Source organism: Pseudoalteromonas maris (assembly GCF_049257235.1).
In the GTDB taxonomy this organism is placed as follows: Bacteria; Pseudomonadota; Gammaproteobacteria; order Enterobacterales; family Alteromonadaceae; genus Pseudoalteromonas.
In genome coordinates, this window is record NZ_JBMMUF010000001.1 from 520646 (window position 1) to 534362 (window position 13717).

General features: G+C 45.6%; 13 protein-coding genes. 2 read left to right on the forward strand and 11 right to left on the reverse strand.

Features of this window, described 5'->3' with window-relative positions; translation table 11 throughout:
- Positions 1-30: 30 nt before the first annotated feature.
- Positions 31-1233 carry a tyrosine--tRNA ligase gene (gene tyrS / locus AAEU32_RS02590; RefSeq protein WP_421968961.1) on the reverse strand — a complete coding sequence of 401 codons (1203 nt, stop codon included), beginning with the start codon at positions 1231-1233 and terminating at the stop codon, positions 31-33.
- A 152-nt stretch (positions 1234-1385) separates the two neighbouring features.
- On the opposite strand from tyrS, the gene AAEU32_RS02595 reads away from it, so the two are divergent.
- Positions 1386-2702: a peptidoglycan DD-metalloendopeptidase family protein gene (locus AAEU32_RS02595; protein WP_421968962.1), complete on the forward strand. Its 1317-nt coding sequence runs from the start codon at positions 1386-1388 to the stop codon at positions 2700-2702.
- Positions 2703-2780: 78 nt separating this feature from the next.
- On the opposite strand, the gene AAEU32_RS02600 is transcribed toward AAEU32_RS02595, so the two are convergent.
- The 5 genes from AAEU32_RS02600 to AAEU32_RS02620 form a co-directional block, all read right to left on the reverse strand.
- Positions 2781-2963: a hypothetical protein gene (locus AAEU32_RS02600; protein ID WP_421968963.1), complete on the reverse strand. Its 183-nt coding sequence runs from the start codon at positions 2961-2963 to the stop codon at positions 2781-2783.
- Positions 2964-3114: 151 nt separating this feature from the next.
- The gene (locus AAEU32_RS02605; protein ID WP_421968964.1) at positions 3115-4245 is read right to left on the reverse strand and encodes a sodium ion-translocating decarboxylase subunit beta; all 1131 of its coding nucleotides are present in this window, start codon (positions 4243-4245) and stop codon (positions 3115-3117) included.
- Between the two features lie 8 nt (positions 4246-4253).
- Complete coding sequence (gene oadA, locus AAEU32_RS02610) at positions 4254-6038, reverse strand: sodium-extruding oxaloacetate decarboxylase subunit alpha (RefSeq protein ID WP_421968965.1); 1785 nt, start codon at positions 6036-6038, stop codon at positions 4254-4256.
- Between the two features lie 14 nt (positions 6039-6052).
- The gene (locus AAEU32_RS02615) at positions 6053-6280 is read right to left on the reverse strand and encodes an OadG family protein (RefSeq protein ID WP_421968966.1); all 228 of its coding nucleotides are present in this window, start codon (positions 6278-6280) and stop codon (positions 6053-6055) included.
- A 502-nt stretch (positions 6281-6782) separates the two neighbouring features.
- Positions 6783-7724, reverse strand: coding sequence for a hypothetical protein (locus tag AAEU32_RS02620; RefSeq protein WP_421968967.1), 942 nt, complete (start codon positions 7722-7724; stop codon positions 6783-6785).
- Between the two features lie 39 nt (positions 7725-7763).
- Between AAEU32_RS02620 and AAEU32_RS02625 the strand changes: the two genes are divergently transcribed.
- The gene (locus AAEU32_RS02625; RefSeq protein WP_421968968.1) at positions 7764-8243 is read left to right on the forward strand and encodes a YcxB family protein; all 480 of its coding nucleotides are present in this window, start codon (positions 7764-7766) and stop codon (positions 8241-8243) included.
- A gap of 26 nt (positions 8244-8269) precedes the next feature.
- On the opposite strand, the gene csrA is transcribed toward AAEU32_RS02625, so the two are convergent.
- The 5 genes from csrA to AAEU32_RS02650 form a co-directional block, all read right to left on the reverse strand.
- Positions 8270-8461 carry a carbon storage regulator CsrA gene (gene csrA, locus AAEU32_RS02630; RefSeq protein WP_347391751.1) on the reverse strand — a complete coding sequence of 64 codons (192 nt, stop codon included), beginning with the start codon at positions 8459-8461 and terminating at the stop codon, positions 8270-8272.
- A gap of 92 nt (positions 8462-8553) precedes the next feature.
- Positions 8554-9771: an aspartate kinase gene (locus tag AAEU32_RS02635; protein WP_421968969.1), complete on the reverse strand. Its 1218-nt coding sequence runs from the start codon at positions 9769-9771 to the stop codon at positions 8554-8556.
- Positions 9772-9820: 49 nt separating this feature from the next.
- Positions 9821-12421: an alanine--tRNA ligase gene (alaS, locus tag AAEU32_RS02640; protein WP_421968970.1), complete on the reverse strand. Its 2601-nt coding sequence runs from the start codon at positions 12419-12421 to the stop codon at positions 9821-9823.
- 10 nt (positions 12422-12431) lie between these two features.
- Positions 12432-12890, reverse strand: a complete 459-nt coding sequence (locus AAEU32_RS02645; protein WP_421968971.1) for a regulatory protein RecX — start codon at positions 12888-12890, stop codon at positions 12432-12434.
- The gene (locus tag AAEU32_RS02650) at positions 12890-13705 is read right to left on the reverse strand and encodes a BPSS1780 family membrane protein (RefSeq protein ID WP_421968972.1); all 816 of its coding nucleotides are present in this window, start codon (positions 13703-13705) and stop codon (positions 12890-12892) included. Before AAEU32_RS02650 ends, AAEU32_RS02645 begins: the two co-directional genes overlap by 1 nt.
- Positions 13706-13717: the final 12 nt, after the last annotated feature.

The window sequence follows — 13717 nt, forward strand, 5'->3', positions numbered from 1 at the left end:
ACCGGTGGCTTATTCGTTAACAGCTGAGGTTTAACTCAACGTAACCTTAGCAAAACGACGCTTACCAACCTGATAAACTGCCGTTGAGCCTTTAGCAATCATAAGCTTACTGTCAGTAACTTTGGTTTCACCATCGATTTTCACTGCGCCTTGCTTGATCATACGAATGGCCTCAGAGGTACTTGCAACCAACTTGGCATCCTTTAGAAGCGCTGTAATCATCATTTCTGGCTCATCGCAGCTCAATGACATCTCTTCGATATCATCAGGGAGTGCATTTTTTGAAAAGCGTTGGGTGAAGTCATCGTGGGCTTGCTGTGCAGCTTCTTCGCTGTGGAAGCGCGCGATGATTTCTTTTGCCAATTTGATTTTAATGTCACGCGGGTTAGTACCAGCTGCAACATCTGCTTTAAGTGCATCAATTTGTTCAAGGCTCAGTGCACTAAGTAGCTCATAGTAACGCCACATGAGATCGTCGGAGATAGACATTACTTTACCGAACATGTCATTTGGTGCGTCAGTAATACCAATATAGTTACCAAGCGACTTAGACATCTTCTGTACGCCGTCTGTACCTTCAAGTAACGGCATCATTAGCACAGTTTGTGGCTTTTGACCTTCGTCTTTTTGTAACTCACGGCCCATAAGCAGGTTAAAACGTTGGTCAGTACCACCGAGTTCAACATCCGCTTCAAGTGCAACAGAATCCCATCCCTGTACCAGCGGGTATAAAAACTCATGAATTGCAATTGATTGACCGTTAGCGTAACGCTTTTTGAAATCATCACGCTCAAGCATACGCGCCACTGTTTGACGCGCTGCCAGTTTGATCATGCCAGCGGTGCCCAACTTCTCCATCCACGTTGAGTTAAATGCGACTGTGGTTTTTTCAGGGTCAAGAATCTTGAAGACTTGCTCTTTATATGTCTCTGCGTTAGCTAACACATCTTCTCGCGTCAAAGGCTTACGAGTTACATTCTTACCCGTTGGATCGCCTATCATGCCTGTAAAGTCACCGATCAAAAAGATCACTTCATGGCCAAGGTCTTGGAACGTTTTTAGTTTGTTAATTAAAACTGTGTGCCCTAAATGCAAATCAGGGGCTGTTGGATCGAAACCAGCTTTAATCTTTAGCTTTTTCCCGGACTTAAGTCGTTCAACCAACTCTTCTTCGAGTAAAATTTCCTCAGCACCGCGCTTTATTTCAGCAAGTGCTGTTTGCAAGTCTGTCATTTATTTCTCCGATAAAAAATGTGCTAACCGCGCGATTCTAGCGCACTTTGGCGCAGGTTTAAATGCACAAAACACTGGTATTTGACCATTATTAGGTATATGCTCAGCCTTTGGTTAGATTTGGTTTTCCTTATCAGCAAAAAAGGTAGGTTATGGTTAGCGTGGTACACAAACTCCCCAAAAAACACAAACTACTCATTGTGGGTTTGCTTATCGCTATTGTCACTTTAATGCTTGTTCCCACTGAGAGAGCTACGGCTTCGCGTGATAACGATGTCAAACCTCTGGAAGTTGGTAAACGCTACGAATTACAAATTAAGCTTGATGAAAAAGACACGCTCACTGAGCTAAATTCTCCTGAGCAAGCCCTTGCTCTACCTACCTACGACCACACAGATTATGAAGTTCGTAACGGCGATAGCTTAGCCGTTATCTTTAAACGTGCAGGTTTTTCAGCCCAAACACTCTACAAGCTGGTCAATACCAACGAAGAGACGAAAAAACTCACTAAAATCCATCCAGGTGAAATCCTTAGTTTTGCAAAAAATGAGCAAGGCGACTTGCAACAGCTGAAATATGTATTGAGCAAAACCGACACCCTATTTGTGACCCTCAATGATGATGGCGACTACGACACATCAATTGATTCAAAAGAAATCGAGACACTGACGAAATCAGCATCGGGTTCAATTGACGGAAGTTTTTGGACAGCAGGTATCACTGCCGGGTTAAGTGAAAAGCAAATCATGAACTTCGCGACCATTTTTGGCTGGGACGTGGATTTCGCCAATGATCTGCGCAAAGGCGATCAGTTTAGCTTACTTTATGAAACGCACCATGTTGACGGTGAATACATCGGCACTGGTAAAATTTTAGCTGCTGAATTTATCAACCAAGGTGAGCGATATGCAGCGGTGCTGCATACCGATGGTAACTTTTACACCCCTGAAGGCCGCAGCATGAAAAAAGCCTTCTTGCGTGCTCCTGTAAACTTCAAGTACATCAGCTCGAGCTTTAACCCTCGTCGCTTGCACCCTGTTACCAAAACTGTGAAACCACACCGAGGTATCGACTACGCAGCACGTACAGGCACACCTGTAGTTGCAGCTGGTAACGGTCGAGTGGTCAAGGCTGGTTACAACAAATACAACGGTAACTATGTATTTATCCAACACGGCAACACCTATGTCACTAAGTACCTGCACTTAAATAAACGCAAAGTGAAAACGGGTGAGAAAGTGAAGCAAGGCCAGCTCATTGGTACTGTTGGCGCAACGGGTCGTGTAACCGGCGCTCACTTACACTATGAATTCCTTGTTAACGGTGTGCACCGTAACCCACGCACAGTTAAGCTACCAAAAACCGAGCCATTACCTAAATCTGAACTGGCGAAGTTTCAACCTAAAGCTGATTTACTGTTGGCACAGTTAGTACGCGAGCGCGAATTGCAACTTGCAATGAACAATTAATACTAATTGGTTTAGGTATTATCTATATGTAAAAAAGCACCGTCTCTGCGGTGCTTTTTTATTGCCGGATACTCAGCTCTAAGGTTGGTTCATCAATACATACACCAATTTAATCACTAAACTAATACCGACTAAGGGCAGAATATACTTTGCGTATTTATTCATCTTATCCAGTCCAAGGCGATGTTGATACTTCTCTAGCAAGGGGATGAGTATCACCAGTGAGATAAAAAGAGCAAGAATAATAAAGATTGCATTCATAGGATTGTCCCCGTCCATGTAAGACCGCGTTATTGAGCGCTAGCTATTGTTACCATGGTGACAAACGCATCAGATTAACGCAATGCTACGGGCATAAAAAAGACGCACCTAGAGAGTTCACCTAGGTGCGCCAAAGGCTAGGAAGAGCCTATTAGCCAACTAGCGCAAGCAAGATACCTGCTGCTACAGCACTACCAAGTACACCCGCTACATTCGGGCCCATGGCATGCATCAATAAGAAGTTATGTGGGTTATTCTCTAGACCGACCTTGTTCACCACCCGAGCCGCCATAGGTACTGCCGAGACCCCGGCAGCCCCCACTAACGGGTTGATAGGTGATTTAGAGAAGCGATTGAGCAGTTTTGCCATAAATACGCCAGACGCCGTACCAATAGAAAATGCCAACGCCCCTAGTGCTAAAATACCCAGTGTTTCAACAGTTAAAAACTTATCTGCTGCTAACTTAGAGCCTACGGCAAGGCCCAAGAAAATAGTTGTGATGTTAATAAGCTCGTTTTGTGCGGTGCCACTGAGCCTATCTACCACCCCACTTTCACGCATTAAGTTACCCAAGCAGAACATCCCTACCAAAGGCGCTGCTGCCGGCAGGAACATCGCAGTGAGCGCCAACACCACCAGCGGGAACAGAATCTTTTCTTTTTTCGACACATGGCGAAGTTGCGGCATTTCTATTTTACGCTCTGCCTCTGTAGTGAAAGCACGCATGATAGGCGGTTGGATAATTGGCACCAACGCCATGTAGGAATACGCTGCTACAGCAATCGCACCAAGTAGGTCAGGCGCTAATTTTGATGCAAGAAAAATAGCCGTTGGGCCATCTGCCCCACCAATAATGGCAATCGCAGAGGCATCTTTCATGGTGAACTCAAAACCCGGCACATAGTTAAGGGCAATGGCTCCAAATAAGGTAGCAAAAATCCCAAATTGCGCCGCCGCACCTAGCAATAACATGCGTGGGTTTGCGATTAACGCACTAAAGTCCGTTAGTGCACCTACCCCCATGAAGATCAGTAAAGGAAACACCCCAGAGTCAATGCCGATGTAATACACGTAGTAAAGCAAACCGCCTGGGTCAGCCATACCCGCTACGGGAATATTCGTTAAAATCGCACCAAAACCAATTGGCACAAGCAATAACGGTTCGAAGTTACGCGCGATCGCTAGATATAAAAGCAAACAGCCTACCGCTATCATGACTAACTCAGCAACCGTGAAGTTGGCTATACCTGTGGCATGCCAAAGGTTCAAAACACCTTCCATTTAACCCCCTACGCCAGTGAAATTAATGCATCACCAGCGCTGACTGAATCACCTTCACGCACTAGTACTTCTGCCACTTCACCACCGTGTAAAGCGCGCACTTCTGTTTCCATCTTCATCGCTTCCATGATGATGACTACATCGCCTTCGTTAACTTGCTGACCAGGTTTAACAACGACCTTAAACACATTACCTGTTAGTGGGGCATTAAGGGTCTCGCCACCACTCACAGACGTCGCTTGTGGTGGGTGCTCACCTTGACCTTGCACAGCTCGCACACTCTCTAGCTCGCCACCTGGTGCCACAACCACATCATACGCTTTGCCATCAACACTGATGCTGTAACGCTCAGGTGCTGTTTTTGCAGTTGTAGGTTGTGCACTTGGCGTTGCTGCTGGCGCTAACTCAGCGCTTGGTGCGGGCTCAAACGCATTTGGATTGCCACGATTAGCTAAGAACTTAAGACCAATTTGTGGAAATAAGGCGTAAGTCAGAACATCGTCAATCTCGTTGTCTGCCAAAGTTAATTGACTGGTTTTGGCATGCTCTTTTAGCTCTGCAGTAAGCTTGTCTAACTCAGGGTCTAACACATCAGCGGGACGGCAGGTAATTGCTTCGCCGCCATCAAGTACACGTTGTTGTAATGCACTATCAACAGGCGCCGGCGTGGCACCGTACTCACCTTTGAGTACACCTGCGGTTTCCTTGGTAATTGACTTATATCGCTCACCGGTAAGTACGTTGAGCACAGCTTGCGTTCCAACAATTTGTGACGTTGGCGTAACTAATGGTAAATAACCTAAGTCTTTGCGTACGCTTGGAATTTCTTTAAGCACTTCGTCTAGGCGATCCGCTGCACCTTGCTCTTTGAGCTGGTTTTCCATGTTGGTAAGCATGCCGCCTGGTACTTGCGCTAGGAGAATTCGGCCATCAACGCCTTTAAGACTGCCTTCAAATTGCGCGTATTTCTTGCGCACGTCACGGAAATAAGCAGCGATTTCTTCTAGTAACGCTTGATCTAAGCCGGTATCTCTTGGCGTGTCTTCAACAATCGCAACCATAGTTTCAGTGGCACTGTGACCGTAAGTTTGGCTCATACTTGAGATAGCTGTATCAAGCATATCAATGCCTGCATCGATGGCCTTTTGATACGTTGCGGTACTCAAACCTGTGGTTGCATGACATTGCATGGCAATGGGCACAGACACCGTTTCTTTAAGGCCGGTGATCAGCTCGTGAGCATCGTATGGCTTTAGCAAACCAGCCATATCTTTGATACAAATTGAATGGCACCCCATATCTTCTAATTGCTTAGCCTGCGTTAACCACATATCTAGGTTATGCACCGGTGATACAGTGTAAGAAATGGTGCCCTGAGCATGCGCCCCCACATTAACCGCTGCCTTGATTGCTGTTTCGAGGTTACGCACGTCATTCATGGCGTCGAAAATACGAAATACGTCTACACCGTTGGTATGTGCGCGTTCCACAAACTTAGTTACGACATCGTCACTGTAATGGCGATAGCCCAACAAATTCTGGCCGCGTAGCAGCATTTGCTGCTTGGTATTGGGCATTGCTTGCTTGAGCAGGCGAATGCGCTCCCATGGGTCTTCACCGAGATAACGAATACACGAATCAAATGTGGCCCCACCCCAAGACTCCATTGACCAGTAGCCAACCTTATCCAGTTTTTCAGCGATAGGAAGCATGTCTTCAATGCGCATGCGCGTTGCCAACAATGATTGGTGTGCGTCTCGTAATACAAGCTCAGTAAGTTTCAATTTAGACATTGTGTGCCCCTATTCTATTGCTTTTTGTACTGGTGAACTGCTGCAGCGATGGCTGCAATATGTGCTTTTGGCACACCTGTTGACGCGCGACTCGGCGCTGGGCTAATCGGTGCATCAGTCTCTGCTAGAAAGTGTGACATGAGCTTCAACACGCCGATTAAAATCATCAAAAACACAAAAACCACTAGCATTCCCGTTGCCATTAACCCAGCTGCTTCGAGCATTAGTTCTGCAATGTTCATCCTCACCCCAGTGCTATTTTGTTAACTTTAATTAAACAACAGTTAATCACCATATCAAATAAAACAAAAAAGTCCACACTTTGTAAATTGGTATTACCAATATTAAAACCGCGTATTGTGCACTAGAAAAATGAGCGCAATCAGGCTTCAAAGCACGAATAGCGGTACAGAGAGGTCAGATATATGAAGTAAATATTGGGTATAACACTTGGTTATATGAAAATTAATCAATCATGATTTATCAGGAAATATTTTTCATAGCTAGTGAGAATTGGTATTACCAAAATCAACCCTACTTGCAAAGTAGCCAATGTTAACAAAGGTTTAATATTTAAAGACTGGGAATGAGGCGCGTTGATCTTTGCTGCTTTATTGCGCCAAGCATTGAGGGAATTCTCACAAGGCAGAGCCTGCTGCGCAGTGTGATTTTATGTCAGCGAGGTGATAACGCAGAAAAAATCCCCCAATGGCGCTATACAAAGTATCCAAGCAAAAGGATGCACTAACTATCGCTTGGACACGCTCTAATGAGGCCTTTACTTAGCAAGGTCGCCACACTAAACACCTTACTGGCTTTGGTATCTATTACCACTTTGGCAATATCCGAAACACGATAATCTCCTGGGCTATTCATATGCCATAAACCCGAGCTACGCTGAGAAAAGCAAAATTCAGCAGTATCGCCATGTACCAGTAAAACTGGGGTGTCATGAGTACTGGCCAATTTATCTAAGGCATTTTTGTACAGACTTAAACCATCACAATTACGCTGCGTGGTACTCGTGCATGGCAAGCCATAGTTGGCTTTTTGATATAAATCCGCCTGCATAAAAATCACTGTCGCTTTGGCTTTTTTCTTGGTGTGCTGCGCAAGCCATTGCAGGTTTTTAGCGTCGCGTAGTTGCACCTGTTCAAGTGCAGTATCAGGCTGCGACATATACACCTGCGCACGGGCATTGTTAGTGCCAACCACATGCAAAGTAATGTATTGCACATCATCTATGCGCCACGCCTGATTTTCTGTTTGCTCACTTTGACGCACAAACTGCGGCAGTGTTACAGCGTGTTTTGTGAAATTGTCACGCACGTAAGCAAGACGTTCTAGTTCATCAAACTTAGGGTGCAAATTGTCGCGGTCGCAGTCGGTCCACTCATTATCACCGGGGGTGTAGACCAATGGCTGTGTTGAGATTGCGCTGATTAAATTAAAGTTATGTTGTAGCACCTCATCAGTGCAGGGTACGCCACCGGCTTTGATATCGCCCACGTGGGCCACAAATAGATGTGGGGTTTGGCGCACAGCTTGGTATAATTGTCCATCAGGAGCGCGCATGAGTGCTTCATCTACTGCGGAGTATGGCATATCACCAAATACTAAAAACTGGTGCGGTGCAGCGCTAGCATGAGACGCTAGCAACACGGTAAGTACGAATAAGAAACGCATAATAATCCCTTTATGTTTCTTGGGGTGTAAAAGGTAACCATGAAATACAATACATCGTATATATTAAATAAAGAATACTTTATTGAAAGCTATGAGCAATCATTGCCTTTTAGTGACCGTCGCAAGCCTAAGTATGGTCTTGTTGTTTTTCTCGCCGTTCTTGCTCTTTTTAGTATCTATCAATTGCAACAGCATTACGTGGGCTATTTTTTGGTGGCACTTGCGGTATTGGAAGTCGTGGCCTTTACCTACCAAAAGGCGTGGTGGGTTGCGCGCCAAAGGCTTTCTCGTGCGGCAGGTAATGAGGTGCAATTAAACGTTGATGAGCAAGGGATCAGCACTATTTTTAACGGTAAGAAAAAACTACAAAGTTGGTCGGATATTCATGACCTGATAGCCACAGATAAGGGCATCATCGTGGTTAACAATAAAGGCCACAGGCACTACCTCAGTAATTCGATTCTCAATGACGAGGTTATCGCGTTTATCAATACCCACAAAAAACAAAAGCCACTTTAAAAGTGGCTTCTTCTTATATATCTCAATTAAGCATTGCCTGGGTTTGACCCTGACTTTTCAGCTTGAATTCGCATATAAATCTCTTCGCGGTGCACTGATACATCTTTTGGTGCATTCACACCAATGCGTACTTGGTTACCCTTAACACCTAATACTGTTACAGTGACTTCGTCACCAATCATTAGGGTTTCACCAACTCGACGAGTAAGAATTAGCATTCTCTTGCTCCCATAATTCCAAATTAGTCAAAAATTCCGTCCATGGCATTTTAAAGAATAACAGCTCTAAAAGTAAGTAAAAGTTCGCTTATTTATTCATCTGCCATGATAAAAGATGCATGTAGTGCTCTTACTGCCAGCTCAAGAAATTGGCGCTCTATGAGCACAGAAAGCTTAATTTCACCTGAGCTTGCAACAAACACATCTATGTTTTCATCAGCAAATACTCTAAAGAACTGACTCACTATAGATGTATGCGTTTTAATACCCGAGCCAACCAAAGATAGCATAGCCAAATCATCTCGCGAGCTTATATTTGCATGCGCTAACTCGCTGTAATTGCTAAGCGCATTAAGCGCTTGTTGCAGCTCTAGACTGGGTACACTTAAAGCATAGTCTACTTTTCCAGAGTTTTGGAAAACTTGATTAATAACATCTACTTCTATTGCTTTACTGGCAAGAATATCAAGAATATCAGCGAGTGTTTGTACCTTCGCATCACAGCCATTGATAGAGATCAGTGCTTGTTCACGCTTAAAGGCAATGCCCGATACATTATCTGATTTCATTGCGTCATCCTCATCGGTTAACACCAAAGTCCCTTCATCGGGGTTAAAACTTGATAGTACCCGCAGTGGCACTTTGTAATGAGCCGCAGCTTCAACTGCTCGTATGTGCAGCACTTTTGCACCCATGCTTGCCATTTCAAGCATCGCCTTAACACCAATGTGCGAAATGCGCTGAGCGTTTGGCTCTGTGCGAGGATCGGTACTGTATACGCCATCCACATCGGTAAAGATTTGGCATTCATCGGCATTGAGCGCACCAGCAATAGCAACAGCAGATGTATCGCTACCACCGCGACCTAACGTCGTGATATTACCTTCACTGTCGCGCCCCTGAAATCCCGCAGCAATAACAATACGGCCGTGTTGGAGTTCTTGGCGAATACGTTTATCGTCAATATGGTTAATGCGTGCTTTGGTGTAAATATTATCGGTGTTTACACCTAACTGATCACCCATCAGGCTGACCGCAGGGTAACCACGACGAATAAGCACCATAGCTAATAAAGAGGCAGAAACTTGCTCACCTGTACTGACCAGTACATCGAGCTCTCGAGTGCTCGGTTGCGAGTCCACTTCGTTAGCAAGTGCTAACAAACGATTGGTTTCGCCCGACATTGCCGATACAACAGCAACCACGTGATGGCCCTGTTGACGCTGGCGGATAATGATATCGGCAACAGCCTCGATACGCTCAATAGAGCCAACCGAGGTGCCACCGAATTTTTGAACAAACAGGGCCACAGTTTACATATGACCCCTAAAGGTAGGCATTACTGATAATGCCCAAAGCTCAGCCACGCTCGCTAACCCAAGCTTCAACGCTGGCAAGGGCTGCGTCTAGGTGCTCAGGCTGTGAACCACCTGCTTGTGCCATATCAGGGCGACCACCACCTTTACCGCCTACTTGAGACGCCATATGGTTCACTAACTCACCCGCTTTGTACTGGCCAATGAGGTCTTTAGTGACACCCGCAATCAAACTCACTTTGTCGCCGTTAGCAACACCCAGGGCAATAATCCCCGAACCGAGCTTGTTCTTAAGGTCATCAACCATACCGCGCAGCGCTTTGCTCTCGGTACCTGCAACATTCGCTATCAGAACCTTCACGCCGTTGATGTCTTTGGCGCTATCAAGTAATGACGCACCTGCTGCACTCGCTAGCTTGTCGTTAAGTTGCGTCACTTGTTTCTCAAGCCCTTTTGAGCGCTCGATTAGACCTTGTACTTTATCAAGTACGCTCGCGCTATCCGCTTTCAAAAGTGCGGCAATTTGGCTCAACGTATCTTCTTGGCTTGCTACATGATTAAGTGCATCGGCACCTGTTACAGCTTCAATACGACGAACACCTGCGGCAATACCTGCTTCTGAAACAATCTTGAATAAGCCGATGTCACCTGTGCGTGTTACGTGCGTACCACCACACAATTCAATTGAATAATCACCAATGCTTACAACACGCACTTCGTCGTCGTACTTTTCACCAAACAGTGCCATAGCACCTTTGGCTTTAGCATCATCAATGGCCATTAATTCTGTTTGCAGCGCAAAGTTACGACGAATTTCGTCATTCACTTTCTTTTCAATACGTTGCAATTGCTCTGACGTCACACCTTCAAAGTGCGAGAAGTCGAAACGCAAACGGTCTGGCTGTACCAATGAGCCTTTCTGGTTCACGTGCTCGCCCAACTCTTGGCGTAATGCTTCGTGAATTAAGTGAGTTGCTGTGTGATTTTTCTTAATACGGTCACGACGTTCTGCGTCAATGCGCGCATCCACTTTGTCGTTAACACCAATTTGCCCTACCACTTTACCGTGGTGAGCAAATGCATTACCTAGTTTCTGAGTGTCGGTTACCACAAACTCGCCATTGCTCGTTTTAAGCACACCTGTGTCACCCACTTGACCACCTGACTCTGCATAAAATGGTGTGCGATCAAGTACTACGATACCTTCTTGGCCATCTGCCAAGACATTAACTTTTTCGCCACCGGCAAACAGTTCTACCACAGTACCGCTGTGATGTTCGGCGTCATAACCTTTAAAATCAGTACTCTTATCTGAGCGCAGTTGGTTATTGTAATCAGCACCAAACTTACCTGCTTGTTGTGCTTTCTTACGCTGCACGTCCATACTTTCTTGGAAGCCTTGCTCATCAATCGTCATAAAACGCTCACGAGCCACGTCAGCTGTTAAGTCAGCTGGGAAACCGTAGGTGTCGTACAGTTTGAACACTACATCCCCAGGAATAACATCACCTTCAAGGTTGCTCAAGTGCTCCTCAAGAATCGCCAAGCCACGTTCAAGAGTTTTACCAAATTGCTCTTCTTCAATACGCAATACTTTTTCAATAATCGCTTGTTTTTGCGCAAGCTCTGGGTAAGCATCACCCATTTGCGCTACCAGCTCAGCGACAATCTTGTGGAAGAAGGTGCCTTTGGCGCCTAGCTTGTTACCGTGGCGCACTGCACGGCGAATAATACGGCGTAATACATAACCACGGCCTTCATTTGAAGGCATGACACCATCTAACACCAAGAAGGCACATGAACGGATGTGGTCGGCGATGACGCGCAATGATTTATCTTCCAAATCCTGTGCGTTTGTCACTTTTGCCGCGGCACTGATCAACGCTTGGAATAAGTCGATTTCATAGTTTGAATGCACGCCTTGCAAGATAGCAGCAATACGCTCAAGACCCATACCTGTATCTACACACTGCTTAGGAAGTGGCTCCATAGTGCCGTCTGCATGACGGTTGTATTGCATAAATACAAGGTTCCAAATCTCGATGAAGCGATCACCATCTTCTTCTGGCGAACCCGGAGGACCACCCCAGATTTGCTCACCGTGATCGTAGAAGATTTCAGAACATGGTCCACATGGTCCGGTATCACCCATTGACCAGAAGTTATCGCTCGTTGCGATGCGAATTATGCGGTCTTCGCTCAAACCTACTTCTTTGTGCCAGATGTTAAACGCATCTTCATCGTCGTGATAAATTGTTACCAGCAGCTTTTCTTGAGGTAGCTTAACGACTTCAGTTAAAAACTCCCATGCAAACTTGATAGCGTCTTGCTTGAAGTAATCACCAAAGCTGAAGTTACCCAGCATTTCAAAGAAAGTGTGGTGACGTGCGGTATACCCTACGTTTTCAAGGTCGTTGTGCTTACCACCAGCACGCACACAGCGCTGGGCACTTGCAGCACGATTGTAAGGACGCGTTTCTGCGCCTAGGAATACGTCTTTAAAAGGCACCATACCCGCGTTGTTAAATAACAACGTTGGATCATTACCTGGAACCAATGAAGCCGAAGGCACCACTTGGTGTTGATGCTTGGCAAAAAAGTCTAAGAACTGCTGTCTTAGCTGTGCGGTCGTCAAATGCTGCATTACTCTTTTCTCACTCGTCTTTCGCTTCAAGTGCAAATTCAATATGTTGAAAGTCAAAACCTCGCGCCGTTAAATAACGCATACGCTTAGCTTTTTCTTTGTAATCTAACGTCTCATTCACCGGCTTATATTTGCGGTGATAGGCCTCATAGGCCAATTCAAACCAGTCGACATCCATATCGTTAAGCACCATTTCAACTTGCTCCTTGGCAAGTCCTTTTTGTTGGGCGTCGGCAGTGATTCTGCGCGGCCCATGACGCTTGTCTATTGCGCGGTGCACAAAGCCCACGCAGTAGCGGTTATCATCCAAAAACCGCTGTTGCTCACACCAATCTAATAACTCGGTGGCAAAGTCCTGTGGAACCTGGCGCTGCGCCAACTTACGTTCAAGGTCTCGCCTGCTGTAGTCTTGACGACCAAGCAGCCACAGTACGTAATTCTTTTGTTTTTGCTTTTCGCATTCATCCATTAAGCGTCAAACCGACCATCTTGCGATTGTGTGTGTTGCTCGGATGCACGCTGTGGTGCATTGTCGCCTTGTTGAGTCACATTATCACTTTGCAAATTAGGCATAAATATGGCTTCAAATGCGACAAGCAGGCTAATGTAGCAAATTGGTAACACAACAAGAAGTGGAATAAAGGATAATATTGCACTGACCAATATCAAGCCACCACCAATGAGCCCAAAGACTGTCATCGCCCACATATTATGATAAAAGGCCATGAGACTCGCTTTTAGCACCGTAAAAATAGAACGGTAACCGGCAAAGTAAACTAACGGAACGGCAAAAGCGAAGGCACACAAGTAGATGCTGCATAACACAAGAAATAACACCAATGACGACAAAGAAAAGCTCTGCGCTAACTCAGCCATTGCAGTCTCTGGGTTGATATCTGGCTGCGTCATAATGGCAATTGTATCTGCAAACAGCACGTTCGCGACCATGCTTAGCAACAGCCCTGCGCCTAATTGATAAATCCCCACTCGGAACACGCCCATGCGACGACCTTTTTGCGAGAAAACACTAATCACGTCAGCAAAAGCGACTTTATGCCCCTGCTGGCGACGCAATGCTGCATTGAATAAGCCAGCCATCAAAAATGGTGTCGCTAACGCTACAGGAATGTTTAACATTGGCGCTAATGCACCAATCAATCCAAACACGCCAATAAACAAATACATAAAAATGAAAGTAAACGGCTGAAGTTGAAAAATATCTAGTCCAGCTTTAAACCAACGCGCTCCAGCACTGGCTTTATGCACTCTAATTTCTATCGACATACGAAAAAATGG

Bases quoted from the DNA above. Each gene is read 5' to 3' on its own strand.
- oadA (WP_421968965.1), bottom strand. From the start codon at position 6,038: ATGTCTAAATTGAAACTTACTGAGCTTGTATTACGAGACGCACACCAA.
- AAEU32_RS02625 (WP_421968968.1), top strand. From the start codon at position 7,764: ATGAAATACAATACATCGTATATATTAAATAAAGAATACTTTATTGAA.
- csrA (WP_347391751.1), bottom strand. From the start codon at position 8,461: ATGCTAATTCTTACTCGTCGAGTTGGTGAAACCCTAATGATTGGTGAC.
- AAEU32_RS02645 (WP_421968971.1), bottom strand. From the start codon at position 12,890: ATGGATGAATGCGAAAAGCAAAAACAAAAGAATTACGTACTGTGGCTG.
- AAEU32_RS02595 (WP_421968962.1), top strand. From the start codon at position 1,386: ATGGTTAGCGTGGTACACAAACTCCCCAAAAAACACAAACTACTCATT.
- AAEU32_RS02620 (WP_421968967.1), bottom strand. From the start codon at position 7,724: ATGCGTTTCTTATTCGTACTTACCGTGTTGCTAGCGTCTCATGCTAGC.
- AAEU32_RS02605 (WP_421968964.1), bottom strand. From the start codon at position 4,245: ATGGAAGGTGTTTTGAACCTTTGGCATGCCACAGGTATAGCCAACTTC.
- AAEU32_RS02615 (WP_421968966.1), bottom strand. From the start codon at position 6,280: ATGAACATTGCAGAACTAATGCTCGAAGCAGCTGGGTTAATGGCAACG.
- tyrS (WP_421968961.1), bottom strand. From the start codon at position 1,233: ATGACAGACTTGCAAACAGCACTTGCTGAAATAAAGCGCGGTGCTGAG.
- AAEU32_RS02600 (WP_421968963.1), bottom strand. From the start codon at position 2,963: ATGAATGCAATCTTTATTATTCTTGCTCTTTTTATCTCACTGGTGATA.
- AAEU32_RS02650 (WP_421968972.1), bottom strand. From the start codon at position 13,705: ATGTCGATAGAAATTAGAGTGCATAAAGCCAGTGCTGGAGCGCGTTGG.
- alaS (WP_421968970.1), bottom strand. From the start codon at position 12,421: ATGCAGCATTTGACGACCGCACAGCTAAGACAGCAGTTCTTAGACTTT.